The 25,690-nt window shown below is 62.1% G+C and carries 31 protein-coding genes; 20 read left to right on the top strand and 11 right to left on the bottom strand.

Going from position 1 to position 25,690, the window contains the following annotated elements:
* Nucleotides 1–11 precede the first annotated feature (11 nt).
* The 4 genes from M1D51_RS21750 (at nucleotide 12) to M1D51_RS21735 (ending at nucleotide 3,324) form a co-directional block, all read left to right on the top strand.
* A complete protein-coding gene (locus tag M1D51_RS21750; RefSeq protein WP_026540958.1) occupies nucleotides 12–353 on the top strand; it encodes a helix-turn-helix transcriptional regulator in 342 nt (113 codons plus the stop codon).
* Nucleotides 354–740: 387 nt separating this feature from the next.
* Nucleotides 741–1,583 carry a HipA domain-containing protein gene (locus M1D51_RS21745; RefSeq protein ID WP_458108009.1) on the top strand — a complete coding sequence of 281 codons (843 nt, stop codon included), beginning with the start codon at nucleotides 741–743 and terminating at the stop codon, nucleotides 1,581–1,583.
* Between the two features lie 38 nt (nucleotides 1,584–1,621).
* Nucleotides 1,622–2,431 carry an HAD family hydrolase gene (locus tag M1D51_RS21740; protein ID WP_458108008.1) on the top strand — a complete coding sequence of 270 codons (810 nt, stop codon included), beginning with the start codon at nucleotides 1,622–1,624 and terminating at the stop codon, nucleotides 2,429–2,431.
* Nucleotides 2,432–2,499: 68 nt separating this feature from the next.
* Nucleotides 2,500–3,324 (top strand): isocitrate lyase/PEP mutase family protein, encoded by an 825-nt coding sequence (locus tag M1D51_RS21735; RefSeq protein WP_458108007.1) that lies wholly within the window; start codon nucleotides 2,500–2,502, stop codon nucleotides 3,322–3,324.
* A gap of 31 nt (nucleotides 3,325–3,355) precedes the next feature.
* On the opposite strand, the gene M1D51_RS21730 is transcribed toward M1D51_RS21735, so the two are convergent.
* Nucleotides 3,356–4,261 carry a methyltransferase family protein gene (locus M1D51_RS21730; RefSeq protein WP_458109634.1) on the bottom strand — a complete coding sequence of 302 codons (906 nt, stop codon included), beginning with the start codon at nucleotides 4,259–4,261 and terminating at the stop codon, nucleotides 3,356–3,358.
* Between the two features lie 2 nt (nucleotides 4,262–4,263).
* Nucleotides 4,264–5,130 carry an NAD-dependent epimerase/dehydratase family protein gene (locus M1D51_RS21725; protein WP_458108006.1) on the bottom strand — a complete coding sequence of 289 codons (867 nt, stop codon included), beginning with the start codon at nucleotides 5,128–5,130 and terminating at the stop codon, nucleotides 4,264–4,266.
* A 164-nt stretch (nucleotides 5,131–5,294) separates the two neighbouring features.
* On the opposite strand from M1D51_RS21725, the gene M1D51_RS21720 reads away from it, so the two are divergent.
* From M1D51_RS21720 to M1D51_RS21695, 6 genes are all read left to right on the top strand, one after another.
* On the top strand, nucleotides 5,295–5,567 hold the full coding sequence (locus tag M1D51_RS21720; protein WP_458108005.1) for a hypothetical protein: 273 nt from the start codon (nucleotides 5,295–5,297) through the stop codon (nucleotides 5,565–5,567).
* A gap of 13 nt (nucleotides 5,568–5,580) precedes the next feature.
* Nucleotides 5,581–6,378 carry a glycerophosphodiester phosphodiesterase gene (locus M1D51_RS21715; protein ID WP_172326138.1) on the top strand — a complete coding sequence of 266 codons (798 nt, stop codon included), beginning with the start codon at nucleotides 5,581–5,583 and terminating at the stop codon, nucleotides 6,376–6,378.
* A 126-nt stretch (nucleotides 6,379–6,504) separates the two neighbouring features.
* Nucleotides 6,505–6,783, top strand: coding sequence for a hypothetical protein (locus tag M1D51_RS21710; RefSeq protein ID WP_172326134.1), 279 nt, complete (start codon nucleotides 6,505–6,507; stop codon nucleotides 6,781–6,783).
* A 5-nt stretch (nucleotides 6,784–6,788) separates the two neighbouring features.
* Nucleotides 6,789–7,391 carry a flavodoxin family protein gene (locus M1D51_RS21705; RefSeq protein ID WP_172326135.1) on the top strand — a complete coding sequence of 201 codons (603 nt, stop codon included), beginning with the start codon at nucleotides 6,789–6,791 and terminating at the stop codon, nucleotides 7,389–7,391.
* A gap of 57 nt (nucleotides 7,392–7,448) precedes the next feature.
* The gene (locus tag M1D51_RS21700; RefSeq protein ID WP_172326136.1) at nucleotides 7,449–7,667 is read left to right on the top strand and encodes a hypothetical protein; all 219 of its coding nucleotides are present in this window, start codon (nucleotides 7,449–7,451) and stop codon (nucleotides 7,665–7,667) included.
* The gene (locus M1D51_RS21695; protein WP_458108004.1) at nucleotides 7,660–8,799 is read left to right on the top strand and encodes a baeRF2 domain-containing protein; all 1,140 of its coding nucleotides are present in this window, start codon (nucleotides 7,660–7,662) and stop codon (nucleotides 8,797–8,799) included. The genes M1D51_RS21700 and M1D51_RS21695 overlap by 8 nt, the downstream gene beginning before the upstream one ends.
* A gap of 70 nt (nucleotides 8,800–8,869) precedes the next feature.
* Here the strand turns inward: M1D51_RS21695 and M1D51_RS21690 are convergent, their stop codons facing one another.
* Nucleotides 8,870–10,690 (bottom strand): glycoside hydrolase family 2 protein, encoded by a 1,821-nt coding sequence (locus tag M1D51_RS21690; RefSeq protein ID WP_458109633.1) that lies wholly within the window; start codon nucleotides 10,688–10,690, stop codon nucleotides 8,870–8,872.
* Between the two features lie 65 nt (nucleotides 10,691–10,755).
* Between M1D51_RS21690 and M1D51_RS21685 the strand changes: the two genes are divergently transcribed.
* Nucleotides 10,756–11,727, top strand: a complete 972-nt coding sequence (locus tag M1D51_RS21685; RefSeq protein ID WP_458108003.1) for a D-2-hydroxyacid dehydrogenase family protein — start codon at nucleotides 10,756–10,758, stop codon at nucleotides 11,725–11,727.
* Nucleotides 11,728–11,789: 62 nt separating this feature from the next.
* On the top strand, nucleotides 11,790–12,932 hold the full coding sequence (locus M1D51_RS21680) for a glycerate kinase (protein ID WP_458108002.1): 1,143 nt from the start codon (nucleotides 11,790–11,792) through the stop codon (nucleotides 12,930–12,932).
* Here M1D51_RS21680 and M1D51_RS21675 read toward each other — a convergent pair whose 3' ends face one another.
* The gene (locus M1D51_RS21675; RefSeq protein WP_172326051.1) at nucleotides 12,933–13,175 is read right to left on the bottom strand and encodes a DUF2630 family protein; all 243 of its coding nucleotides are present in this window, start codon (nucleotides 13,173–13,175) and stop codon (nucleotides 12,933–12,935) included. It lies immediately after the preceding gene.
* A gap of 88 nt (nucleotides 13,176–13,263) precedes the next feature.
* On the opposite strand from M1D51_RS21675, the gene M1D51_RS21670 reads away from it, so the two are divergent.
* Nucleotides 13,264–13,707 carry a YdeI/OmpD-associated family protein gene (locus M1D51_RS21670; RefSeq protein WP_458108001.1) on the top strand — a complete coding sequence of 148 codons (444 nt, stop codon included), beginning with the start codon at nucleotides 13,264–13,266 and terminating at the stop codon, nucleotides 13,705–13,707.
* A gap of 4 nt (nucleotides 13,708–13,711) precedes the next feature.
* Here M1D51_RS21670 and M1D51_RS21665 read toward each other — a convergent pair whose 3' ends face one another.
* Entirely contained in the window at nucleotides 13,712–14,455 is a 744-nt protein-coding gene (locus M1D51_RS21665) for an MBL fold metallo-hydrolase (RefSeq protein ID WP_458108000.1), read from the bottom strand.
* A gap of 149 nt (nucleotides 14,456–14,604) precedes the next feature.
* Here M1D51_RS21665 and M1D51_RS21660 point away from each other — a divergent pair, with 149 nt between their 5' ends.
* From M1D51_RS21660 to M1D51_RS21650, 3 genes are all read left to right on the top strand, one after another.
* Nucleotides 14,605–15,588 carry an alpha/beta fold hydrolase gene (locus M1D51_RS21660; protein WP_458107999.1) on the top strand — a complete coding sequence of 328 codons (984 nt, stop codon included), beginning with the start codon at nucleotides 14,605–14,607 and terminating at the stop codon, nucleotides 15,586–15,588.
* Between the two features lie 41 nt (nucleotides 15,589–15,629).
* On the top strand, nucleotides 15,630–16,073 hold the full coding sequence (locus tag M1D51_RS21655) for a hypothetical protein (RefSeq protein ID WP_458107998.1): 444 nt from the start codon (nucleotides 15,630–15,632) through the stop codon (nucleotides 16,071–16,073).
* A gap of 125 nt (nucleotides 16,074–16,198) precedes the next feature.
* Nucleotides 16,199–16,498, top strand: coding sequence for a hypothetical protein (locus tag M1D51_RS21650; protein ID WP_458107997.1), 300 nt, complete (start codon nucleotides 16,199–16,201; stop codon nucleotides 16,496–16,498).
* Between the two features lie 76 nt (nucleotides 16,499–16,574).
* Here the strand turns inward: M1D51_RS21650 and M1D51_RS21645 are convergent, their stop codons facing one another.
* Complete coding sequence (locus tag M1D51_RS21645; RefSeq protein WP_458107996.1) at nucleotides 16,575–17,828, bottom strand: MFS transporter; 1,254 nt, start codon at nucleotides 17,826–17,828, stop codon at nucleotides 16,575–16,577.
* A 55-nt stretch (nucleotides 17,829–17,883) separates the two neighbouring features.
* On the opposite strand from M1D51_RS21645, the gene M1D51_RS21640 reads away from it, so the two are divergent.
* Nucleotides 17,884–18,837, top strand: coding sequence for a DUF5937 family protein (locus tag M1D51_RS21640; protein WP_458107995.1), 954 nt, complete (start codon nucleotides 17,884–17,886; stop codon nucleotides 18,835–18,837).
* A gap of 47 nt (nucleotides 18,838–18,884) precedes the next feature.
* Here M1D51_RS21640 and M1D51_RS21635 read toward each other — a convergent pair whose 3' ends face one another.
* Nucleotides 18,885–19,436 carry a dihydrofolate reductase family protein gene (locus tag M1D51_RS21635; RefSeq protein WP_172324481.1) on the bottom strand — a complete coding sequence of 184 codons (552 nt, stop codon included), beginning with the start codon at nucleotides 19,434–19,436 and terminating at the stop codon, nucleotides 18,885–18,887.
* A 38-nt stretch (nucleotides 19,437–19,474) separates the two neighbouring features.
* Nucleotides 19,475–19,801 carry a hypothetical protein gene (locus tag M1D51_RS21630; RefSeq protein ID WP_458107994.1) on the bottom strand — a complete coding sequence of 109 codons (327 nt, stop codon included), beginning with the start codon at nucleotides 19,799–19,801 and terminating at the stop codon, nucleotides 19,475–19,477.
* A 596-nt stretch (nucleotides 19,802–20,397) separates the two neighbouring features.
* On the opposite strand from M1D51_RS21630, the gene M1D51_RS21625 reads away from it, so the two are divergent.
* Nucleotides 20,398–20,676, top strand: coding sequence for a hypothetical protein (locus M1D51_RS21625; RefSeq protein WP_458107993.1), 279 nt, complete (start codon nucleotides 20,398–20,400; stop codon nucleotides 20,674–20,676).
* A gap of 996 nt (nucleotides 20,677–21,672) precedes the next feature.
* Here the strand turns inward: M1D51_RS21625 and M1D51_RS21620 are convergent.
* Nucleotides 21,673–21,978, bottom strand: a complete 306-nt coding sequence (locus tag M1D51_RS21620) for a hypothetical protein (RefSeq protein WP_458107992.1) — start codon at nucleotides 21,976–21,978, stop codon at nucleotides 21,673–21,675.
* The gene (locus M1D51_RS21615) at nucleotides 21,965–22,267 is read right to left on the bottom strand and encodes a DUF2089 family protein (protein ID WP_458107991.1); all 303 of its coding nucleotides are present in this window, start codon (nucleotides 22,265–22,267) and stop codon (nucleotides 21,965–21,967) included. Before M1D51_RS21615 ends, M1D51_RS21620 begins: the two co-directional genes overlap by 14 nt.
* Before the next feature lie 438 nt (nucleotides 22,268–22,705).
* Here M1D51_RS21615 and M1D51_RS21610 point away from each other — a divergent pair, with 438 nt between their 5' ends.
* Complete coding sequence (locus M1D51_RS21610) at nucleotides 22,706–23,494, top strand: hypothetical protein (protein WP_458107990.1); 789 nt, start codon at nucleotides 22,706–22,708, stop codon at nucleotides 23,492–23,494.
* Between the two features lie 576 nt (nucleotides 23,495–24,070).
* On the opposite strand, the gene M1D51_RS21605 is transcribed toward M1D51_RS21610, so the two are convergent.
* The gene (locus M1D51_RS21605; RefSeq protein WP_458107989.1) at nucleotides 24,071–24,844 is read right to left on the bottom strand and encodes an SDR family oxidoreductase; all 774 of its coding nucleotides are present in this window, start codon (nucleotides 24,842–24,844) and stop codon (nucleotides 24,071–24,073) included.
* Nucleotides 24,845–25,004: 160 nt separating this feature from the next.
* Between M1D51_RS21605 and M1D51_RS21600 the strand changes: the two genes are divergently transcribed.
* Nucleotides 25,005–25,601 carry a TetR/AcrR family transcriptional regulator gene (locus M1D51_RS21600; protein WP_458107988.1) on the top strand — a complete coding sequence of 199 codons (597 nt, stop codon included), beginning with the start codon at nucleotides 25,005–25,007 and terminating at the stop codon, nucleotides 25,599–25,601.
* Nucleotides 25,602–25,690: the final 89 nt, after the last annotated feature.

Below are 25,690 nucleotides of genomic sequence, written 5' to 3'. Positions count from 1 at the left end.
GAAGGCTGGTTATGGCGAAGCGTAGCGTCCCCCTTCGTCCTCATATTCAGGACGCCCTAACCGTGTGGGGGCAACTCATCCGCCAAGGACGAACAGAACGAAAATGGACCGCAAAGGAACTGGCGGCTCGTGCGAATGTCTCGGAGCAGACGGTACTCGCAGCTGAGGCCGGCAGCCGCGGTGCGGCCGTAGGCACCATGATGGAACTCGCGGACCTCGTAGGCGTTCCCATCTTCGGTATTGAAGACCGTGCAGAGCTGGCGATTCGTCGTCAGCGTGGGGAGGAGATGCTGGCTCTCCTACCCAGCCGTGTGCGCCGACCGAAGAGCAGGAGTGTCGATGATGATTTCTGACGAGCTCTATGTTTGGATTTGGCTGCCGGGCGGAACCGAGCCTGTGGTAGCCGGGAGGGTGGAGCAATCCGGGCCGCTCGTCACGTTCATTTACGGCCTGAATTACAGATCCCGCCCGGACGCTATCAGCCTGTTCGCCCCTGAGCTTCCCCTTCGGCCAGGAGTGCAGGAGCCTTCAGACGGACTGAGCATCGCTGGCGTTCTCAGGGATGGCAGCCCCGATAGGTGGGGTCGCGGTGTCATTGAGAGGAGGCGGAATGTTGCCCCAAACTCCCTTAGGGAGATCGACTACATGCTGAGTTCGGGTTCGAACCGCTTCGGCGCTTTGGACTTCCAGGTTGATCGGGATGAGTACGTGGCCAGGGATGACTCGGCAACCTTGACGAGTTGCACAGTGCCGCCACCATCCTCGATGAAGGCGGCGAGCTTTCGGCAAGTCTTGACGCAGCCATGATTCATGGCACCAGCCTCGGAGGTGCGCGTCCCAAGGCGACGCTCACTGAGGATGACGGGAGCGAGTGGCTCGCAAAGTTCTCGTCGTCCGACGACCGCGTCTTTTCGGTGGTAAACGCTGAGGGGGCGATGCTTGAACTAGCCCGGCGCGCCGGTATGAACGTGGCCGATAGCAAGGTTGTGCCGTCTCTCGGACGGGAAGTCCTTCTTGTCCACCGATTCGACCGTGACGGGGCGGGCGGGAGACGCCACGCAGTGTCGGGCCTGACCATGGCCCAGACGGACGAGATGTACGCACGATACGTGTCATACCCCCAGATCCTTGATGTGCTCCGCGAGTACGCCAAGGATGCCACCAAGCCGGGACCAGAGCTGTTTCAACGCATCGCGATGAATATTGCCATTAGCAACAACGACGATCACGCGCGAAATCACGCGGCGTTCTGGGACGGGAAACATTTGGAACTGACACCGGCTTACGATCTGGCCCCAGGGCAGAGGTCCGGCGATACTTTCGAACAGGCGATGCGTTACGGACGCGGTGATCGCGGCGCGAAGGTCTCCAACTTCGCAGCTTTGGTGGGCGAGTCCGAGACATACGGGCTCAGCGCAGCACAAGGCCGGGAGATTATTGACAATCTCGTGTCGAGTATCCGTGACAATTGGGACGCTGCTGCAGATATTGCACGGCTGGGTAGGGCAGACAAACAGAGGCTCTGGGAAAAGCAGGTGCTCCCGAGAGCGGCGTTTTTCGACTATGAACCTGACCAGCTGTAGCGGTGAAGGACGCACTGCCGCCCACGTAGACTGGCATGATGCGGCTCGTAGCAAGCGATATTGACGGCACCATCCTCGGTCACGACGGCAAAATCAGTGACCGCACCATCAAGGCATTCCAGGCGTGCCGCGACGCGGGAGTGGAGCTCGTCTTCGTCACGGGCCGTCCACCGCGCTGGTTGTACCCGCTCCAGGAGCAGTTGGGTCACAGCGGGATCGTGATCTGTTCCAACGGGGCCGTGGTGTGGGATCTTGAGACGGAAAAGGCCTTGTCCTCCAGCGTTTTGGATGCTGCATCCGTTTTTGAAGCCCGCCGTATCATCAAGTCCATCAGGCCGGACGCCCTGTTCGCCGTGGAGACGCTTACGGGCTTCCAGCTTGAGCCGGGCTTCATTGAAAACGAAACCAGCGAGTTGCTCGCTGAGTTCACCCCCGCACCGCTTGCCGAGACGCTGACGGCGGATGACGCCGTCGTGAAATTCCTGGCCATCACGCGCAAGGGTACGCCGGACGAGTTCCTGGCCGAGGTCCAGCCGGCGGTCGAGCATCTGGTGAGCACCACACACTCGGCACCGCGGACGGCCATGCTGGAGATGTCCGTTCCGGGCATCAACAAGGCTGTGACGCTGGCCAAGTACGCCGAGTCCCTGGGGATTGAAGCCGCTGACGTGGTGGCGTTCGGCGACATGCCCAATGACATCGAGATGCTTCGCTGGGCCGGTCACGGTTACGCGATGGCCAGCGGGCACCCCGAGGCCATCCTCGCTGCCGGGCAGCAGGCGCCGCACTTCGACGACGACGGCGTGGCCCAGGTTCTCGAGGCAATGCTGACGGAGCAGCGGGTCTAGTCAGGCGCTGCACTGGTAATGTCCGATTCCCGCCAGCCAGATTCCGCACCGGCTGATGGAATGAACTCATGAGCTTCGAACACCACCAAACAGCCGCCCACTTCCGATACCTTCACACGAGCCAAAAACCCTTGGCGTTGAGCAACGCCTGGGACGTGGCCAGCGCTGTCATTACTGCGGCTGCAGGGGCGCCCGCTGTTGCCACTACCAGTGCGGGAGTCGCCTGGTCGCTGGGCCTGCCCGACGGCGACCGACTGGACCGGGAGCGCGCCGTTGCCGTAGTCGCAGGCATCGTGGAAGCCGTCAACGTGCCCGTCACGGCGGACATCGAGGGTGGTTTCTCCGACACGCTCGAGGGAGTCGCTACGACAGTCGCCGGGATTGTTGAGGCCGGTGCCGTTGGAATCAACATGGAGGACGGCTCCAGGCGCCCGGAGGAATTCTGCGCCAGGATTTCGGCTGCGCGGGGTGCCGCACGGAGTGCAGGCCGCGACTTGTTTATCAATGCACGCACCGACGTCTTCCTGGCCGGTGCCGGCACTGTTGAGGAGCAGATCGCGGAAGTCCTGGCCCGGGCCGAACAGTATATTGAGGCAGGTGCCGACGGCATCTTCGTCCCGGGAGCATCAGAGGCAGGGACCATCGCCGCCCTGACCGCCGGGATTTCCGTCCCCGTCAATGTCATGGTTGGTGCGGGATCGCTCAGCGTTAGTGAGCTTGGAAAGCTGGGCGTGGGCCGGGTCAGCCTGGGATCCAGCATCGCCCAAGCCGCTTACGCTGTTGCGCAGCGCGCAACTGAGGAGCTGAACACGGCGGGCACGTACACCACGGTGGCGCAAGCCTTGGATTACGGCTTCCTCAACGGGCTGATGGACTCGTCGACCAAGAACTGAGGGTCTCCCCATTACTGCAAGGGAGGTCCTTTCACCGGCGGGGAATCCAGCAGCGCACTGAATCACGGTATCGCTGGAACTCAGTGCCGAACCGACGTTCCAAGTCCGCTTCTTCGTGCGGCCTTACAGCGTAATTCCACAGCAGCGAGCCGAGCACGGCGTAGGCGATCACCAACCACGAGCCCAGCATCATGCCCACGGCTGCTCCTTGGGAAATGCCGGCCACGGCCATCGGGTTCCGGACCCACCTGTATGGCCCGGCGACCACCAGCCGATTTGGCATGGAGGAGGGCAGCGGGGTGCCGCCTGCCGTGGAGGACATGGTCACCGCCGAAGCAATGCCCAGGAAACTGGCCAGCACCAGCAAGGCCAGCCCGGTAGGCGCCGCCGCGGAGGGGAACGGCACGGCAACCTGCCAGCGCTGCTCGAGCCAGGAAAGCAATGACGGCACTACCACCAGGAAGAATCCCCAGAACAGGACCAACTGAGCCATGGTTGCCGCCACGTTGGCTGCAGTGCTGCAGTGGGTGGATGCCGGCCGGAACGCGAACGGTCCCTGCACGATCAGTTCCGTCGGCACCCGGCCCCGCACCAGAAAGAACAACGCGATAGCTGAACAAGCGGCGGCGGCGATCATGATCAGGACGCCCCACCCCGCTTCAGTAGTGATGGTGGCGTAGGCGGCCAAGGTGATCGCAACGAGGAGCGTCCAGCCGGTGGCCACGGCTGCTGCTGCCCTGACGCCGAAGGCCGCGATACCCGAGCCGATGACGAACAGTGGAACGTCAAAGGCCGCCACAAGGACGGGGTCCAGACTGCCGAGCGTTGCCCCGCGCACCGTTGGCGACAGGAAAACGGCAATCCACCATGTCAGTCCAGCCACGGCCTGCACAGCGAAGTAGGCCCGCCCCCACAGTTGAGCCCCCTGAGCCCCCATGGTCACGGGTGCCGCACGCCCTCTCCGGCCAGCAACGCGCGGTAGCCCTCTTTGTAGGTGGGGAAGGTGGGTTGGAAGCCGGTGGCCCGCAGCCGTTCGTTGGAGCAGCGTTTGTCGCCGGGGCCGGCGTCGGACGCGCCCTCAGGTGCCGCCGTCGGGGGTTCCGGGCATTGCAGTTCAGCGGCGAGGAACCGCATGACGTCCCCCATTTCCGCTGCTAGGTCATCGACGCCAACATAGACGGAGTCCGGGGTGGCTTCCATGGTGGTGAGGTGCACGATCATGGCTGCGGCGTCGTCGCGGTGAACGCGGTTGGTGTGCCGCGGTTGGGCGGGGATAACGGCCTTGCCGCTGCGCACCTGGTCGATCAACCGGGTTCGTCCCGGCCCGTAAATTCCGCCCAGCCGCAGGGATATGGGCTGGCTGCTGGTTCCGCGTGTCCGGCTGGACAACAGCTCTTCCGCTTCCACCAGGACCTTGCCGCTGAACCGGGTGGGCTCCGTGGGCGTCGACTCGTCCACAACAGCTCCGCCGGAATCCTTGTACACAGCCGTGGAGGAGACGAACAGGATCCGTCGCGGCTCGATCGCTTGCCGCTCCAGTGCATCCAGGACGTTCTTGACCCCGTTCAGGTACGCCGCCCGGTAAGCCTCTTCGGTGGAAGCGTCGGCGGCCACAGCCACAACAACAATGTCCACGTCCTTGGGCAGTTCCGGCACTGAGGTGGAGAGGTCCGCGAAGACCCCGCGGATCTCTTCGGGAAGCTTCCCGGGGGAGCGGCGCAGGCCCACCACGTCATGTCCCGCAGCTGCGAAGCGCAGTCCAACTTCGGTTCCAAGGTCGCCGCAGCCGGCAATCAACACAGTCATGCCCCCAGTTTGCCAGTCCCACAGTGTCACCAGGTTCCCAGCTTCCATACAACCGGCGTTCAACTTGCCGCCGTAGGCTTCCAGCCAAGAACCCGTTTGCACGGTGAAATTTGCAGGGTGAAATTCGCACGGTTTATCTGTCTCATCGAATTTGTAGGGGAACCATGGCTAAGCGTCGGATCAACAGCATCAATAACGCACCGTTGCGGCGTATCGAACCGGATCATCACTGGCGTTCGCTTCGCCAGGGCGATCGCGTCAACGTCACGCTGATGCCCGGCTTCGAGTCGGCGGGCGTGGTGGACGCCGTCACCGGCGATGCCACTGCGGTCTGGGTGGAGCTCGACGGCGGTCGCGGCCGTACGCTGGTGCACGTCAGCGACGGCGTCGTGATTGTTCCGCAATCGACGACGACGGCGGTCCCGCAGGAGAGCTAACCGCACCTTGGCGATGGGCTACGCTACGGAAGTGACGCTGCCCTATTTCCTTCGCAAGGACGGTTCAGTAGGCCCTCTGGCCTTCGCTCACCGGGGTTTCTCCTTGGACGGCCTGGAGAATTCCCTGGCTGCCTTCCGCGCTGCAGTGGAACTCGGAACGGTGCACCTTGAAACGGACGTGCACACCACGGCCGACGGCGTACTCCTGGTGTTCCATGATTCCTCCCTGGACCGTGTGACTGATTCCGCGGGCAAGGTATCGGAGCTGACCGCAGCCCAGGTTGCTGCTGCCCGGATCGGCGGGCTGGAGCCGGTTCCCACCTTTGATGAGTTGTTGACGGCCCTGCCCCATGCCCGGCTGAACCTGGACATCAAGGACTGGAACTCCGTGGGTCCCATGGCTGCGGCGATCGAACAGCATGGCGTCCATGATCGGGTGCTGGTCACCAGCTTCTCGGACAGGCGGCGCCGTGCGGTCCTCTCCAGGCTTTCCCGCCGGGTGGCCTCTTCAGCTGGCAGCTCCCTGACCGCGCTTTTCGTTCTACTTGGCCCCGTGCTTCCGGTTCCCTTGGCACGCAAGCTGCTGTCCGGCGTCGACGTCTTCCAGGTTCCGGTTCGCTACGGGCGGTTGCCGGTGGTGACTCCCGGGTTTATCCGTCGCGCCCATCGGCTGGGACGGCAGGTGCATGTGTGGACCATCAACGAGCCGGGGGAAATGGAACGGCTGCTGGACCTGGGCGTTGACGGGCTGGTGTCGGACCGCTTGGACCTGCTCAAGGAAGTCCTTGTTCGCCGCGGCCAGTGGGTCTAACTCGTCGCAACAAATTACTCAGTACCCTTTCTATTTGGGCCGGATCGGCGCTAGGGTCGAAGTGTCCGTACTCTTCGCCGGCAGCCATGACGCTCTCTGTCGGCACGGGAAGAAAGGAACCTGAACATGGCTTCGGAATCTCACACCACCACGGATCACGACGAAATCCGCAAATGGGTGGAAAGCAACGACGGTAAACCGGCCAGCGTCAAGAAGACCGGCGACAAGGATGACGTAGGTATCCTGCGTATCGACTTCCCGGGCGGGGCCGGGGAAGATTCCCTGGACCACATCAGCTGGGATGAGTGGTTCGAAAAGTTCGAGGAGAGCAAGCTCGCTTTCCTGTACCAAGCAAAGAAGGCCAGTGGCGAGGACAGCACGTTCTTCAAGCTGGTCAGCCGCTGATACCCATGCGGGCCCTGGTACTGAACTGCACGCTGAAGCCCTCTCCGACGCCATCAAATACGGACGTCCTGGCCGACGTAGTGGTTGAGGCGCTTCGTGAGAAGGATGTGGACGTCGAGGTGATCCGGGCAGTGGATCACCACATACCGCCCGGCGTTGAAACTGACATGGGGGAGGGCGATGAATGGCCCAGGATTCACGAGCTCCTGAAATTCAGCGACATCCTCATCATTGCTACGCCTACGTGGCTCGGCCAGCCGTCCAGTGTGGCCAAGCTGGTGCTCGAGCGCATGGACGCCATGATTTCCGAGAAGAAGGACGACGGAACCTACGCGGCCTACAACAAAGTGGCCGGAGTGGTTGTAACGGGTAACGAGGACGGCGCCCACCACGTGATCAGCGAGGTTGCCGGTGCGCTGATCGACATCGGGTTCACCATTCCGGGGCAGGCATGGACCTACTGGAACATGGGTCCGGGTCCGGGCCCCTCCTACACGGAAACCGAGCACGGGCACGAATGGTCTGAATCCACGGGAAAGACCATGGCGGCAAACCTGTTCGCCGCTGCCACCGCACTTAAGGCGAACCCACTGCCGCCAGCCGGCTAACCCTGCGGCCGGCCCTGCAAGTACATGTGAATCAACTAGTTGGATAAGGAGATTGCCGTGGCTGAACGAGGAAACACCAAGCACGGTGCGCATCTGGATGAACAAATGCAGCACGAAGCTGAGGGCATGGTCAGGGGCACCAAGCCCGCCCATGTTGAAGAGGCGCGTGAAACCGAACCCTTCCCGGATGAAACCGATCCGGAGGAAGTCAGGGAGGCGCTGAACCCCAACACTGGCAAGGGGGAAGCTGGCGGAGGAGGGGTATCCAATGAGTGAGCAGCTTGCCAAGTATTCCGAGCTCTTCCGCGCCCCGGGCCCGTGGTGCATGGCCTACGTGGATGCCAGCGCCGGCACCGTGGATGGACTGGAGAACGCAGATGTGCAACCCGATAACGTGCGCAACACCCTCCAGGGACTGGGCGCCTCCGAGGATGACCTACAAGCCATTCATGGGGCCATCCAGCCGGCAAAGGGCGAGCCCGCGCCGGTGAGCCGCTTCGTTCTGGTTGGACAGGGGAAAGTGGTGATTGACGAAGTCCTGCCGGGTGCGCTGGTGGGGCCGGAAGTCATTTCCAGGGATGAGATTCCCAACCTTCTGCCCTTGCTGAAGCACCACCCTGGCGGTTTTGCCTATGTGGTGGTGGAAGCCAGCCGTGACGAAGGTGAGATCCGGCTGTACAAAGCTGGTGCGCCGGCAGTGGAGGAAAGCCAGCACATTCAAGGCGACGACGATTCCCTCAAGAAAGTGCCGGTTGGTGGCTGGTCGCAAGGCCGCTACCAACGGCACACGGAAGAGGTCTGGCGGCGCAATGCCGATCAAGTCGCCGAGGAAGTCAGCAGGATTGTGCGGGAACGGCATGCAAAGCTCGTAGTGCTCGCGGGTGATATCCGTGCGCGGCAGTTGGTGGCTGATCAACTCTCTGAAGAGAGCAAAGCCATCCTGTCCACCGTTGACTTCCACACCTTGGCTGCAGGATCGGACAGGGAAAAGTTCGACGACCAGATCAACTCCCTCGTAGCGCAGCAGTGGGCCGCTGAGCAGCAGCAGCTCATGGACCGCCTGGCGGAGCAGGAGGGGCAGGCAAATCCGCTCTCGGCCACCGGGATTGGTTCGGTTGTTCACGCGCTCCAGCAGGCGCAGGTTGACGTCTTGATTCTCGACGACGGCTCACTCGCCGAGCACAACTTGCTCGCCTTGAGCGCCGAGCCATGGGTGGCCAGCTCCGAGGGCGAGTCGCTGGGCGCGGACGTTGTGGACAAGGTGCCTGCTCCCGCAGCGCTCCTGCGTGCGGCAGCGTTGACTGATGCGCGTGTCCTGCTGGTGCCGTCGGGTGTGTTGCCGGAGGGAGTCCAGGTGGCCGCGTTGCTTCGCTGGCCGACCGGTCCGGAAGTGCCGGGTGGTGCCTAGGTACTGTCTTGGGAGGTGAATGGGCCGGGGTCTATCGCCCCGGCCCTTTCATTGCTCCTTTGGCCCGCTGCTAGCTGTTCTGCGTTTCGATCGCGGCTGGCCGGGCCTGGCTGGCGCGGATTCGTTCCAGATCGAATTTGTTGCTGCGATCGAAGGTGAAGATGCCATTCTTTTCCTGGAAAACGTCCGTCAGCTGGGTGTAGCAGTAACCGAACATGTCCGGGTTATCCAGCAGCACGGAGCAAAGCCCGTCAAAGCGTGTGTAGAACTCTTCCTCGCTGCTGACCCGCTGGCCGTAGCCCCAGGAGGAGGCTACGTCGCTTCCGTCCACAGCCTGACGTGCCTCAACTTCGTTCCACCAGATCCCGCCGAATTCCGAGACGAAGTACGGCTGGCCGGCGTAGGGCACTGAATACTCCTGGCCGTCCGCGGTCCGGTTGATGTAGGGCTTGCCGTCGGCGAGGCCCTGCTGTTCCAGCCTGAAGCGGTCCGGGTCCTGCTCATAGGAGTGGGAATCGTAGATGTCGGTTTCCCGGATGCGGTGCGAGTACCCGGAGGCGTCGATGACCGGGCGCGTGGGATCGGCGAGCTTGGTGGCCAGGAACATGGCTTCGGTGACGTCATCCAGCACCGTGGGTCGATCATGCATCACTTGGTGGGTCTCGTTGAGCGGGCACCAGCCAATGATGGACGGGTGGTTGAAATCGCGCTTCAAGACTTCCAACCATTGCGCCACAAAACTCGCTGTGGGCTTTTGGTTGTGCCCCACGGTTCCTCCACCGGAAACGCCCCAGTCTCCGAACTCGCCCCACACCAGGTAGCCCAGCCTGTCCGCATGGTAGAGGAAGCGCTCCTCGAAGACTTTCTGGTGCAGCCGGGCGCCGTTGAAGCCTGCGGCCATGGACAACTCGATGTCCTTGATCATGGCGGCTTCGTCCGGAGAAGTCATGAGTGACTCGGGCCAGTAGCCCTGATCCAGGATCAGTCGCTGGAAGACGGCCTTGCCGTTGATGCGGACAACCTTGCCGTCCAAGGCGATCGACCGGACAGCCGCGTAGCTGCTGACCTGGTCAACAACGTTGCCGGACTCATCGTGGATGCTGACGCTGAGGTCATAGAGGAAAGGGTCTTCGATGGACCAGGGGCGCAAGGATTCAGTGGGGATGGTCAGGCGAAGTGATGGCGTGAGGTCCAGGTCCGCTTTTGCCTTGGCCTCAACACGTACATCGCCTTTGTCGCTGAGGACCGCGGTGATGGTGTGCCCGCTCCGATTCTGGTTGACAGGCACCTCAAGTGTGATGCTGGAGTCCGCCAAGTTGGGGGTCATCCGGAGGCGTTTGATGTGGACCTCGGGGACCGCTTCCATCCATACCGTCTGCCAGATTCCGGTGGTCCGGGTGTACTGGCAGTGGGTGTTGTTGTACCACGTGGCCTGCTTGCCGCGCGCCTGCATTTCGTGCCGGGAATCCCTGGCCCGCACCACAATTACTGCTTCCGTGCCGGGCTCGGCCACTCCTCCGAGGTCCGCGGTGAAGGGCGTAAAGCCGCCGCGGTGCCGGGCAACTTCAACCCCGTTCACCCAGACAGTGGCGTCGTGGTCCACCGCGCCAAAGTGCAGCAGGACGTTCTGCCCGGCCCATTCCTGCGGGACGGTCACTGTCCGCCTGTACCAGACGGCTTCCATGAAATCGACGTGTTCGATCCCCGAAAGGGCGGATTCCGGTGCGAACGGAACCAGGATCTCGCTGTTGAGTTCGCGGGTGGTGAGGCCGCGCTCCAAGCCGGAGTCACCGGCGTCGATCTCGAATTCCCAGGTGCCGTTGAGGTTCAGCCACCTGTCACGAACCAGTTGCGGGCGCGGGTGCTCGGGTTTGGGCATGGTGGAGGTCACATTTTGGCTCACACTCAAAAACCTAACGTGAGATGGGGTTGAGTACCACCAGCCACCGCGCGAGGATGAGTAGCGTGACCCGATTCCGTTTAGCCATCCTTGATGATTACCAGCAGGTCTCCGGCGATTACGCCCCGTGGGATTCACTGCTCGACGACGGCGTGAAGGTGAGCGTCTTCAGCGCACCTTTCCTTTCGGAAGAGCAAGCCGTGGCCGCTTTGGCGCCGTTCGACATCATTGTGGCGATGCGCGAGCGAACCCGATTTCCACAGGACGTCCTGGAAGCGCTGCCCAACCTGAAGCTGTTGGTGACCACTGGCATGGCCAACGCCGCTATTGACCTTGAGGCAGCATCAGAGCGGGGCATCGTGGTGTGCGGTACGGGTGGCTCTCCGGCGGCGGCTCCCGAGCTGACGTGGGCGTTGCTGCTCGCGTTCGCCCGAAACCTGACTGTGGAGGAGAACTCCCTGCGGGCCGGCGACTGGCAGACCGGCGTCGGGTTTGAACTTGAAGGCAAGACGCTCGGAATCGTCGGGCTGGGCAAGATCGGCAAGCGGATGGCGGGTTACGCCAAGGCATTCGGCATGGACGTCCTTGCCTGGAGCCAGAACCTCACGGCTGAGACTGCCGAAGCTGCCGGTGCCCGGAAGGTCAGCAAAGAGGAGTTGTTCCGGGAGTCTGACGTGGTGACCCTTCACCTCCGGCTGTCCGAGCGGTCCGAGGGAATTGTGGGCGCCAAGGAACTGCGCCTCCTCGGGCCGGAGGGTCTGCTGGTCAATACAGCTCGCGGGCCTTTGGTGGACGAGGCGGCCCTGATCCAGGCGCTTGAGGAGGGGTGGATCCGGGGAGCTGCCCTGGATGTGTTTGATGAGGAGCCGCTGCCGGCGGGGCACGCGCTGCTTCATTCCTCGCGGACTGTCCTCTCACCGCACATCGGCTATGTGACGCACGAGAGTTACCGGCAGTTCTACGGCGGGGCGTTCGAGGACGTGAAGGCGTGGCTCGATGACGCTCCTATGCGGGTGATCAACGGGTAGTGCCAACGCCCACGTTACGCTGTGGGCAAGCGCTTTCCGGGCAAAGCTGGCAAGATGGACCCATGCGTATCCTCATCGCCCCGGACAAGTTCAAGGGATCACTGACCGCCGCCGAAGCCGCGTCAGCCATGGCCGAAGGCGCCCTCCGCGTTTACCCGGATGCCGTGACCACGCAGTTCCCGGTGGCCGACGGCGGCGAAGGCACCCTGGATGCCGCCATCGCCGCCGGATACGAGGAACGGAACAACGCCGTTGTTGGCCCCATCCTCAAACCGGTCGGAGCCTCTTGGGCCATCCGCAAAGATGCTTTTGGCGGGGCAAGCGCCGTGATCGAAACTGCCATGGCTTCCGGGCTGGCCCACATGGAGCCTACTCCTGAGAACTCGTTGCGAGCCCACAGCTACGGTTGCGGCCAGCTCATCGCTGCCGCCCTCGACGCCGGCGCCACCGAGATCGTCCTCGGCTTGGGCGGCTCTGCAATGTCCGACGGCGGCAGTGGCGCCTTGCGCGCGTTGGGGCTCAAACCCCTGGATTCGGCCGGTAATGTGGTGCCGCTCGGCGGAGGTTCCTTGACCGACGTCGTTGCCTTGGATGCCTCCGGGCTGGATCCGCGGCTGTCCGCCGTGAAGTTCCGGATCGCCGTCGACGTCCGGAATCCGTTGTTCGGACCGGAAGGTGCGGCACACGTTTTTGGTCCCCAGAAGGGTGCGGACGAGGACGCTGTTGAAAAGCTCGACGCCGGTCTTCGCAACTGGGCATCGCTCCTTCGGGAAACCACTGGCCGCGATGTGAACGTTCCGGGAGCTGGAGCGGCGGGTGGGTTCCCGGCGTCGTTCCTTGCCTTTACTGACTCCGCGCTGGAAGGCGGCTTTGCGCTGGTGGCGGGACTGACGGGTTTGGCCAAGCACCTCGGCGAGGCTGACTTGGTCATCACCGGGGAGGGGTCCATGGACGAGCAATCGCTCACCGGCAAGGCGCCGATCGCCCTGGCCGATGCTGCCAGTGTGCACGGGATCCCGGTAATCGCCGTTGCCGGGCGAATCACTGTCACGCCTGAAGACCTGGCCAAGCACGGCATTGTTGCCGCTGCCCAGCTTTTGGATGTCGCGCAGCGCAAGGACGGCGTCCCGGATGTGGCCGACGCCGTCGCCAACGCGGCAAAGTACCTCGCGTGGGCTACGAGCCAGGTGCTTGAGGGCGCGTAGTTACTGCCGGTAGCCCTCTACTTCGCTGACGGGTCGCGGCTCGGCTTCATCGGGGTTCTCCCCGGCGTCCTTCTTGGCGCGACGTTGGCGCAGCAGGTCCCAGCATTGATCCAGCTGGGCTTCAAGCTGGGCTAATCGCGCCCGGTTGTCGTCGCCGTCGTGTTCTGATCCTGCGGAGTCGCGAAGGCGGTGTTCCTCTTCGACCAGTGACTGGATGCGTTCCAAAAGATCCTGGTTGTCCATCTCTTCTCCTTGCGTTTGTGGGCGGTTATCTCGAAAGTAGTCCTGTGGCTGCGGTGCGTCTACCGGTGACCGGCGGCATACTTGGGACATGGAATTCACAACCACGATTGTGGGCGACGGAAACAAGGCGGGCATCGAAGTTCCTCCGGAGGTGGTTGATGCCCTGGGTGCGGGGAAGCGACCCCCGGTGGTTGTGACCATCAACGGGAAGAGTTACCGCAGCAGCATCGCCGTGATGGGCGGCAAGTACATGGTGGGCGTCAGCTCGGCGAACCGTGAACTGACCGGAGCGGCAGCGGGGGACACTGTGGGCGTTGGCCTCGAAGTGGACACTGAACCCCGGGTAGTAGAGGTTCCTGAAGACCTGGCTGCTGCGCTGGATGCCGAGCCCGAGGCGAAAGCTTTCTACGGAACGCTCAATTACAGCGCCCAGCGGCGCTACGTGGAACCGATCGGGGATGCAAAGACGCCGGAGACCCGCGCGCGACGCATCGCCAAGGTGGTCTCTGACTTGAAGGCCGGCAAGAAGTAGCATCCTAGGCAGGGCCGTTCGCCTTGGCGATGGCAACCGCTTCCTCGATGCCCCTTGTCCAAGGTTCACCATGCCCCGGGAGCACCAGGCCGGCGCGGGTCTGTGCCAACTGCTTGAGCGATGCGAGGTTGAGTGCGCTGTCGGCAGTGGCCGCGCCGGCGACGATCCTCGGTCCGGTTCTCTGCGTATACGGATCCATGGTGACAAGCGCGTCACCGCTGAAGAGGATCCCGCGTTCCCGAAGGAAGAGTCCGCAGTGGCCGCTGGTGTGGCCGGGGGAGAAGACTATTTCCGGGCTGCCGGGGACGGGTAGTGCGCCCGTGCCCGGAAAATGCTGGAGCTCGTGGACGCCCTTGACGTTGAGCACACCGGCCTTGGTCATGCTGGCCATTACGGGCAAGCCCTTGGGGTGGGTCAGGGCGAAGACGAACCGGGAGCATTCGTGCCGGTAGCGGTACGGATGTTCAGCGATGTATGAGTCTTCGCGATGTACCCACACGGGAATGCCCAGCTCTTGGTGGAGGCGTTTGGCCAAACCCAGGTGATCGAAGTGGGCGTGGGTCAGGACCAGGGCGCGAATATCCTGGAGGGAGTGGCCCAAAGCCCTGAGCGACTTCTCCAGTGGTGTCCACATGGCCGGGAGCCCGGAGTCGATCAGCGTGAGCCCGTCGCGGCCTTCCACCACGTAGAAGTTCACGTACGCGTCCGAGTAGCGGTGGACCCCGTCTGCCACCTCGGTCATTGCCATGGTTGCTCCCCTTTCCCGGGCCGTCAGTTGAGGGCGCTGCCACCACTACCATAAGCATGCTTAGTATCTGCGGCAAGGGTGGTCTTGCTGGGGGACGGGCCAGGATCGACCACGTCATAGGGGTGCCCCCGCCAGTCGGATTACGATGAATGGATGCCCGTCGCAGCCGGGCTGACTTGGAATCACTTGGGGGAGCAGTGGAGCACGCATCGGGCTGGGTAAACGTACCCCACGCGCAGATTTACTGGCAATCGACGGGTAACCCGGATGGTGTGCCCGTCCTCTACCTTCACGGTGGACCGGGTGGTTCGCTGGGCAGGGGAGGGTACCGAAAGCGCCACGACCCCCGCCGCTTCAGAACCATAGGCTTGGATCAACGCGGGTGCGGGAAGAGCACGCCTACTGCTCAAGATGACCTCCTACATCTATCGGTCAACACCACGCAGACCTTGATTGAAGACATCGAGGCGGTCCGTACCCATTTGGGGATTGAGCAGTGGATTGTCACCGGGGTTTCATGGGGCAGTACGTTGGCGCTCGCGTATGCCCTGCAGCACCCCAACCGCGTACTGGGCATTGCCCTGGTTGCTGTGACAACAAGCAGCCGGACCGAGATCCAGTGGATCACGGAGGATGTCGGCCGCGTTTTTCCCGAAGAATGGAGTCGATTCCAGGGCGACTCCGGAGGAGCGCCAGGCGAACGCCTTGTGGAGGCTTATGCCAGGCGTTTGGCTGGGGAGGACCGCGATGACGCCCACCACGCAGCGCTGGCTTGGGACCGCTGGGAATCCACGCACATATCCTTGGACCCCAACTGGACCCCCGGAAAGATGTTCGACGACGATCGGCAGAGGATGACTTTCGCCCTGTTGGTGGCGCACTATTGGGCCAACGACGGTTTCCTCGCCCAGGGGAACGAGATCATGCCCCGCGTCCATCAGCTCGATGGAATTCCCGGCTATCTGATTCATGGCAGGCGGGACATCAGCGGCCCCGTTGCTACGGCATGGCAACTGCACCAGCGATGGCGGACGAGTCAGCTGCTGGTCATGGAGGATGAGGGCCACGGAGGTCCAGCCAGTATGGCGGCGCTCACGCAGGCCGTGGAAGAACTCGCAGCCAGGATCGTGTGAAGATCATGAGCGGTACAAAGAATTGATGTGAGGGGCTAACCATGGTCTACGACCGGGAACGTGAGCGGCGCGATGACGCTGTGTACGCGGAACATAAAGAAGCTGTGGCGCGAGGCGAGAAGCGCGTCCTTCGCCGGACCCGCACAGGTGAGCTGCACAGCTATCCCGCAGACGAGATCGGGTTTACACCGGGCCGAGGCCAGGCGCAGGTCAGCACGTGGTGGGGTATGGCCATACTGGCCGCTTTTGGGGCAGCGGTATCCATTGCCATGGTGGCGCTGTTGATTGTGCCCGTCCTCCAGGGAAGCGGACCATCATGGGGCTTGCTGTGGCCCTTGGGCATTGCGGGCTTTTTGACTTGGTACGGGTTCAAGCTGTCCAGGGATGAGTATCGGGCCACGCAATTGCGCGTGAAACGCGGTTCCCCTAAGCCGGGCAACGGCAGCGTCGATCTGAATTTGCTGGAGTTGGGGAGCCGTCGGTAGGCCCGGGGTCGAGGGCAGTCACCGAAAAGCCCTTACCCTCGGCGCGGACTTGCGCTATCTTATTCCCACCTGCGTCGGGCTGGCTGGGGAGCGCACGCCACGTCACAACAAAGCGAGGTAACACAATGCGAATCAAAATTCTCTCCGCTGCCCTCTGTGTAGGTGCGCTGACGGCGTTGTCGGCGACGCCGGCTTTCGCTGCAGGACAAGTGGAAAAGGGCCCGGAGAACTCCAACTCCATCTGCTCATACTCGGGCCTGAATGATCACCCCGATGCGGCCTACCCTGAAGGTGGCCGCGTGCAGTCCTACGGCCAGGGCGTGAGGCAGGGACTCAAAGACGAACTGGCTGAGCGTGGCGAATCGCCCAGCCTGCTCTGCAACGGACACCGGCTTCCTTGGCAGGAAGTGACCGGAAGCCACTGACCCTGCGCTTGAAAGAAGACAGGTGCCTCCCGCACGATGAATTCCGCGGGAGGCAGCTGTTGTCAGCTCACCGCTCTCAGGTGAGTTCCGGCGTCGTCGATGCCTTCCGCGCAATCAGCGCGATTCCCGCCGCGCACCCAAGGAAGACGGCACCCAGAATGCCCCACCCCAACGCGCCATGTTCGACGACGGTGGCCGTCACCACGATCGGTGCGAGCATGGCCCCGAGGGCCGATCCCATCCCGAACATCCCTTGGTAGGCCCCCGCCTGGAGCGGGTCGGCGAGTTCGAAACTCAGTCCCCACGCTCCCGCCTGGGACAGAATCTCCGCAAATGAGTGCAGGAGCGCGGCGCCGCACAGGAGCGACACGGCCGCCACCACCGGCACTCCTCCCGCCGTTGCGTAGAGCACGCAAGCCACGGCCATGAGCACACCACCGGTCATGACGATCTTTCCTGCGCGCCGTGGGTCGTGCGTTCCGCGGGAGAGCGGCACTTGCAGGAGAACGACACACAGAGTGTTGATGACCAGAATGGCGGATATCAGGACATCCGGAGCACTGGTGTCCTGCGAAATCCACAGCGGCACGCCCATCTCGGCAAGGCCGAACTGCGTGCCAAAGATGCCGGACAGGATGGTCAGCACCACATAGCGGCGGTCTCGAAAGGGGGAGACGCGTCGCTGCGGGGGCGGGTCGGCCGGGTCATGACGCGGTGCGTCCACGCGGGTGGGGAGGCGGCGCAGGTGCAGTGCGCTGAGGAGGTAGACGAGGCCCGCGCCGATCATCATTGCCCGGAAGGCTTCGGCAGTTCCGGCCAGCAATGCGAGTCCGGCGACCATGCCTCCGAGGGCGATACCCAGATTCGTTACGGTGCGGAGGACCGCGCGGGCGTTCACGCGGTTCGGACCTTCAAAAGCCCGGGCAATGATCGCCGAGCGCGTGGCGTTCGCTCCCCGGTTCACGCCTACCGCGATACAGGCAATCACGACGGCGGTGCTGAAGTTCGCAGCGAACGTATAGCTCGCGATCGCGAGACCTTCAATGGCGACCATGCCCACCAGGAGTCGACGGGCGGAAAAGCGGTCAGCGAGCCGGCCGCCGATATAGGACGTCGCGACTCCCACGCCGCTGGAAACCGAGAGAATCACGGCGATTTCGACGGCGCTCAGCCCAACGAAACGGCTGAAATACAGAACCGTCAACGTGAGGAAGATGCCGCGTCCTACTGTTGCGACCAGGATGGCAGAAGCGAGGATCCTGAGGGTGGGGTCAGAGAGGGCGGCGCGGAGGCTGTGCTCTGCGGCTGAGGTTGCGGGTGATGTGGTCACCACCTAGTTCTGTCACCCACTGACGGCCGGCGGTATTGATGTAGCGTATTGCTTCATGTTGAAGTACGAGTTGTCAGAGGCAGACCTGGGCGGTGTGCGGTTTGGCATCTCACCTTTGTGCGAACTTGGGCTTTCCCTGAGGGCCATCCGCGACCCCAGCCACTATCCACTGCAGTTGCCTTGGTTGCGCAGGACAGAAGAGGCCCGGTCCCGGTTGGACCTCGATGGACTGCTTGCCCTGGTTGATGATCGGCTCTGGACGCCGGACTTCCTGAACCCCCGCCCTCAGTCCCCACTTACTCGGATCGATGACGAGTTCACGGTTCTGGAGCAGATTTCGGCGGAGCAATTTCATGGAGACTTAATCCGCGTACACGGCACCGTTCCGGCTATCTTTTCCGGACCCGCAGGCCCGGCGGTCAATCGCTTGGTCCGTATCCTCAGGGAGTTCTGGGACACCTGCTTCGCGCCGCATTGGCCGCGCATGCGCACCATCCTGGAAGCGGACATCGTCTACCGCGGCCGGCAGATTGCACAGGGCGGGCTATTCACCATGCTCAACGACTTGTCCGGTGCTGTGGAATTCGACGGCCGGGTGATCTCCGTGAGACTCAAGAACCCGGCATCGAGGACCGAGAAAACCGAGGGCCTGGGGCTGACACTTGTTCCCACCATGTTCACCCGCAGGGCCTCGGCTCCCGTAAACCACGGCGACCCACCCATGCTGATGTACCCGGTGCGGGGGCAAGGTGCCATGTGGGAAGCGGAGCGCGTGACGAACCCAGCCGCCATAGTGGCCGTGTTGGGCGAGGTACGGACAAGCCTGCTCACGGCCTTGGCTGCACCGGCATCGTCCACCGAACTAGGGCTGCGTTTTGGCGTCACAACATCCGCCGTGAACCAGCACCTCAGGGTACTTCGGAACGCCGGACTGGTGACATCCACCCGCTACGGACGCAGCGTGCTCTACTTCAGGAGCGAGCTTGGTGCGGCGTTGCTGCTGGGGTGACTTCACAGGCGGGACGACGACGGCGGGTGGCTGCCGTCGTCGTGCTTTCAGTCCTTGCGGAGACTGTACGTGCTGATCACGTTGCCTTTGCCGGTGGCGGACTGGTTCTCCAGCACGAGGCGGTGCAGAGGGTCGCCGTCCTCAAAGAGGCGTCGGCCACTGCCGGCCACCACTGGGTGGGTCATGAGGGTGAGTTCGTCGAGGACGCCTGCAAAAAAGAGTTGGCGAACCAGTGAAATACTCCCGCAGACGGCAATTTCGCCTCCGTCGCGGCCCTTTAAATCGGTGACAAACTGCTGCACGTCGCCCTTAATGAGCTGCGAGTTCTCCCACTCAAGGGGCTCTGTGAGCGTGCGCGATGCCACGAACTTTTCCACGGGATTGATGAAGGCGGCAAAGTCCTCGTCCCGAGGTGCGTTGGGCCAGTATCCGGCCCATTCCTGGTAGGTGATGCGGCCCAGCACTACGGTGTCCACGGAGTTGATCATCTTGGTCAGGCCCGTTCCCAGTTCGTCGTCGAAGCTGTCGAACTGGAAGTTGAAGGGGTCCTGAACCACACCGTCAACGGAGTGGAACAGGCCTGCGGTGACTTTGCGCATCATTTTCTCCTGGTGCGTGGCGGTTTTGAGTGGCGGTATCAGGCGGCGCGGCTGGCCGTCTGGAGTTCGCGGGATGGCAGGGCGGTCACGTTGTTGTGGTCCTGGCTCAGGCGCACGGGGACCTCATGAATTTCGGAGTAGACCTGGAGTTGGCGCAAGGCGTCCTCATCAATGGTGGCTTGGGACAGGTCCATCTCAACTCCCAAACCGCCGCCAAGGCTCTTGGTGCGCTGAACCACCGGGTAAAGACCCTGAAGGCTCAAAGTGGTCACACGACCGGTGGCGGCGATCTGAATTTGTTCACCGTCAACGTCGACCCGAACAACAACGGAGAGCTTCTCGCTGGCCAATGCACTGCCTTTCATCCTTGCTGCCACGCTGCAGCGTCCCCCAGCGTATGTGGCATGTGTGACCTGCGCAACATTGTGGCGGTGGGCGGTGAGGGAGTTGGGTTTCATCGGCGCTGCGTCTGAAGATCGTCGGCTTCGGTCGCTGCGAACCCATGCTTGGGTGTGGGCTGTTGAGTCCATACCTAACTGTCCCGGAAGTTGTCTTTGTGACAGTTGTTTGTGAGAGCAGTTTTGGGACAACATACGGGACTGAAATGTTACGTGGATGCTCAATCGGCAATGCACCAGTGCTCAAAAGTGCCTTGATGAGTGCCCCGAAACCGTCTGCAAGATGCCCAGAGTGGACGCTCTTTAAGTCCGCTTAACGGGTGCTGCGCGGCGGCGGGGTGCCGCTACGGCCAAAAACAGCCTGGTGGGACCGTGACAACGTGGGTGTCCCAGTTCCAAGGGTTTCGAGACGGCCGGGAGCGGCTTCCACTCCCGGGTAGCGGCCAGTTGGGCCCAAGGAACCAGCGGCGATCCCGGGACTACCGACGGTAGGCTGAACCGATGACGTTGGGGGACACAGGGCAGCAGCTGCACCGCATGAGCGACAGGATGTGGGGCGTGCGATGAGCATTTTCCTGCTTATACCCGCGATAACCCTGGTCCTTTGGCTTGGCCACGCGGGCTTGGCCATCGCCGGCAGCCCTGCTGCGCGCTACACCCGCTGGGTCCTGTTTGGCGGGCTTCCCGTCCTGGCCGCAGGGATGCTTCTTTCAGCCGGAATATTCGGGTTCATGTTCGCAATTATTTCCATCCTGACGTGGCTCGGAATGATGCTCCTGGAAGTCATTTTCACGATAGCGTCGTTAGCCGTGAGGGATGCCCGGGCGAAGAAGGCAGTTTGAAAGCCGCGAGATCCGGAGGGTAGCCCTTCTGACTCCGGCCGAAGCCCGCGCCGGACGGGAAGACAGGGACGTGCCGCCCACGGGCCGCTAAGATGCGAGCCGTCGGTAGCCACTAGGTAGGTATGGAATTGACTACTTTGGATGAGGTTCAGCGAGATCTCGAGGCGCGGGGTTTGCCCTCTCCATTGCGTTCGCAGACACCGTCAGGGGCCCAAGCTCTCATCTGGGGGCCTGAGCTGAACGGTGCCCAGCTGTGGCGGGCCACCGGTGAACTGTCGGGAAGGCTGCCAGGATGGCACATATTCTCCTACGGTGTGGAACCGTCGGACCTCGAAGAACTTTCCGAAGCATGGGCCGAGCAAGGCCCCGGGGTCCGAAGAACTCCCACCCTTGCTCGACGCCGACGCAACCGAGGGCCTCGACAGAGCGCCCCAGTCAGTGGTGTCCCAATGGCAGTGTCCCGGTTCCAAGGAAGTGGGACGGCAGCCGGGCGAACATGGCGGACAACTACAGGGATGCTGTGCCGCCGAGACTGTGTCAGGACTGGTGCTGCTCGCGTGCTAGAGCCAGATGTCCTGCCTTGTATGGGGGAAACCAAGCGGGGCAGGAAACCTACCGTACCAGCCGGCCTCCGGGACCGCTGGCAGTTCATGTAATAAGCGCCTGCCCATCTGGTTGCTGCACGTCCGTTCGTCGGGGTCGCCGAAAGGTGACATCGATTTTCGAAGACGCGGTTCTTGTCATTCAATGGGGGATTAACGGCTAATCTATAAAAGGCACTTAGCGCTCTAATCAATCATGACGATAGAAACAAAATGCGTGCAATTTTGCTTCGCATTTGCTCAGATTGCCGCTCGTTCTGGCCAGCGTGTCGATGACTGGTTTGGGCTAATTACAGCCGCATCTACCATTGGGCCCGTGACGGTTCTGCTGTCGACGCCATGATCATCCGGATCCTCGAAATCCGGGGATCAACTAGACCATCTACTAGCGCCTCTACCTCAATGACCTGCTCGCATTGACGCTGTCAATCCGAGCATTTTCGCTGTCAAGACGCTTCCGGTAAGACACTTGGCCGGACCACCAAATAACTAGCAGGCCGACCATGACGACACCTGCGCTTATCCATGCCCCTGGCCCGGAAAGAATGCCGTTGGCGGCCAGGATGACGGCGGCGACGAGCCAGAGTATCGGAATGATTGCTCCGAGGAACTTTTGCCTGCGGTTTGACAGGATAAACCGGTGCACTGCAGCAACGGCAATGAGGCAAAGAGTGGCCACCGTCGGATTAATGTTGTCCATAATTTCCCCCTGATTGTTTATGGTGCAATTCTATTATGCGCTTGGCGGCATCGCGGGTTATACGCCCTTCGATGGCCATGGCAAAAACTTTCTGTGAGAACTCATCAACGCTCGTGCTCTCGGCTAGCTGTATTTTCTCGATGATCTTGTCCAAGCGGCTACGCACTGTCGGGTATGAAACGCCGTATTCAGAAGCCAAGGCTTTAAGGGAGCCGGAGTGAAGAATCATGGATCTGATGAAGCCGAGGTCGCTCTCGCTCAACTCGTCCATCCATGCGTTGGTCTCCATATGAATAATGTTAAAGCCGTCTTTAATATTATTCAAGTCCCGAGTTGCGCCTTCCCATCTCCAAGCAGGCAAAATGTCCTCTGCTTGGCGCAACTACCAGGTTCTGCGGGGCTGCAGGCCACTGCATGGGTCCAGTGCCGGACCCCGGCTCGACGGGCGCGACATCGGCGGAACCGAGAGTCCATTCGATTTGCGTCGCTCAAAGTAGATCCAGCGTCTCTGATCGGGACGCGTCCCACTTCCAAGGAAGTGGGACAGCGTTTAGAACCTCGAACCACGCGCCTGGGGTGCATGAGTCTAGATCAATGTCAGGGCAACTCGTCATTGTCACGGGTTCCGTGCCGGAGGAGACTTGAGGGGACGGCAACCAATCGTGGACCGTCCGCGGGGCCACCCGGCTGCGAGGCCTCACAGCACCTTGTAGTGGCTGGTGGATCAATGAGTTCCATGACTCGCCCCGAAAAGGCCCCTCAGCGGTCGCGTCAGCTCTTGCCCTTGGTGACTATCGCACTGATCGGATGTCTCGGCGGGTGCGAGTACGAATCTAAAGACGCCTCCTTCCCGTCTGCCAGTTCTCCGATTACCGAGGCTCGCACGGACCCACCGCTGCCGGGGAGTCGCGACACTCGCACAGTCCGCACGCTGCCGGAGAGTGGTGATATCGACGCCGGCACATACCTGGTCCCCGTCGCCGGCTATACGGAGCCTTTCCAGATCACCGTCCCAGACGGCTGGTTTGCTCTCGACGGTAACAGCCTGGGCAAGGACGACCCGGATCACCCGGCTGAATGGGCCGTCTACCTGACTCTTTCGCGCGCGTACTATGTGGCGATGGACGCATGCACCTGGCGCGGCGCCCTTGCCGATTCCGGTCCGTCGGCCAAGGCCTTCATTGACGCGATGGCGGCGCAGTCGTCAACGGCAAGCACCCCTGCCGCCAAGATCCTGGTAGGCAATTACTCCGGCTTCGAGTTCGACCACACCGTCGAGGGCAACGTGGACATCACAGCCTGCGACGGCAGCGGGCTATGCATCCACTCGGAAGATACACAACGCTGCTCAAGCGGGTACAGGAACCAGAATCAACACGAAACCTACCGGGTGGTCGACCTGAACGGCAAGCGGGCTGTCGTAGCGGTGGGCCATATTGACGAATCGATCAATCCCGAGCTGCTGAGGGAGGCGCGCACTGTATTCGACTCGATCGTGTTCGAGTCTACAAAGTGACCAGCTGATCCGATGGCCGATCCCGCCCACGGGTGATGGTTTAAGCGCCAACCACCGACCACAAACACCGCGAAATAGCACCGAGAGCCACACTGGACTACACACTGATGTGTCCCACTTCCTCGGAAGTGGAACAGCCCAGAGTGGGACGCTGCAGCAGCTGATGGAATCAGTTAGTGCACAGAAGCTTGGACCCGACCTTGGTGCCCTTTGCCCAAGACGGAACCAGACCCCATTTTGCGATCAGCAGACGCCGGTCGAGGGTGCCCTCCTATAGGCGTTCGGCCGCGATCGGCTTTTTCTGGGTCGGAGCGACGTCCCAGCTCGGCCTTGGAGGGCAGACTCAAGGGCTTCTTCTACGGTGCGTGAGGCGGCGCCATAGGATTCCTTCCCAGTAGGGCGGTCTAGGATTTCTGATTGCACGAGGGTGGGTAGCAGGCTCCTGCCATGGCTGCACTTGCGAATATCACTACGGGTCCTGCGAGCAGGGCTCCGCCAGCGAGGATGACAGCCGCCCTCTGCGGATGTGATGCGTTAGAGCGCGGACGCGGTGAGCGTCCGGATGGTGCTGGTGAGTTAGAGGTTGGTGCCGCCGGTGGCGTCGATCTTCTGCCCGGTGATCCAGCGCGCTTCGTCGGAGGCAAGGAAAGCTACGATGCTTGCGATATCGTCGGGCTGGCCAATGCGACCCAGGGCGCTGCTGGCAGCTACCCCGGCCTGGGCTTCTTCGTTTCCGCGGAGCCAGGCAGCGTTGATGTCGGTGTCCACGACGCCTGGGGCGACCGAGTTCACGGTGATTTCCCTGGGCCCAAGATGTTTGGCGAGGGTCAGTGTGAAGGCTTCAATGGCGCCCTTGGTGAGGGCGTAACCGATGATTTCCGGGAATGCTATGCGGGTGACGCCGGAAGAGATGTTGATAATGCGGCCCCCGTCAGCGATTCTGGTCAGCCCTTCCTTGACGATGAAGTAGGGTGCGTTGACGTTGATGGCCTGCTGGGTAAGAAAATCTTCCCGGCTGAAGTCTTCAATGGCCCCACGCAGGGTGACCCCGGCATTGTTCACGAGGACGTGAATTGGCTGGTTCAAGACTCCGGCTTCGGCAGCGGCTTTGTCGTAGGCGGCCCAAAAATCCTGTGCTGCGGTATCGGCTCCAAGGTCTGCCTGGAAAGGGAACGCCTTTCCTCCCGCAGCTTCGATGGAGGCCGCCACGTCCGCAGCCGCCTTCCCGTCCCGTCCGTAGTGGACAGCAACAGTCAGGCCCGCGGTGGCAAGGCGGGAGGAGATTGCCGCGCCGATCCCTCGGCTGGCTCCGGTCACAACGGCGATGTGGTCTTTGTGTGTTTCGCTCATGAATGAGATACTTACATACGTTTAGCGATCACTATAAGAAAGATGTCGAAAACTTAGATGTGGCGCTGGCCACAGCTTGAAAAACCACTCTCGTGGAGGCAGCCGGAATAGATGCCGGCTGCTGGGGGCTCTTCTTGAGAGGAACGACGAGAGGACGACGATGTCAGGAAAAGCAGGCCAAGGCCGGAAATTCAATATCGACGACGCCCTGGAAGCAGCCACTTTGGTCTTCTGGGACAGCGGATACGAGGGCACCTCCTTGGCGGAGCTCACAAAAGCCATGGGCATAAATCCGCCCAGCCTGTATAAGGCCTTCGGCTCCAAGGAGGACCTCTTCTTCTCCGTTGTGGACCACTACAACGCAACCCACGGAAGCTTCATGTCCGTCGCCTTCGCAGAAGAAGAATCCGGACTGAAACTCATGCGTCGGCTGCTGATAGAAGCCGCCGACCACTACCCGTCAGACACGTTCCCGGGAGGCTGTCTGGTGATCAGCTCCGCCGTCGCGGTCACCTCCGCGAACCGCCACGTCGCCGAACGGCTGTCCAAAATGCGCAACGACAACATCCTGGCCATGGCAGAAGCACTGACCAAGGACCGCGAAGCAGGCCGGATCCCCCAATCCACCGACACCCATGCAATGGCAGCCTTCGTCGGAGCGACACTACAAGGAATGAGCCAGCAGGCCCGCGACGGCGCCAGCAAAGAAGACCTTCTCCGCATCGCCCACTACGCCATCACCGCGATAGAGGCATGACAGTGAACAGCACGTGGAACGAGTTTCCGTACGTCCCGCCGGTTCGGGCGTTCCACTTCCAAGGAAGTGGGACGGCGAAACCGCGCCGG

This window comes from Arthrobacter sp. R3-55 (assembly GCF_054161505.1).
Note: the sequence above shows the minus strand (reverse complement) of the source record. Positions and strands in the feature narration are given on the sequence as shown.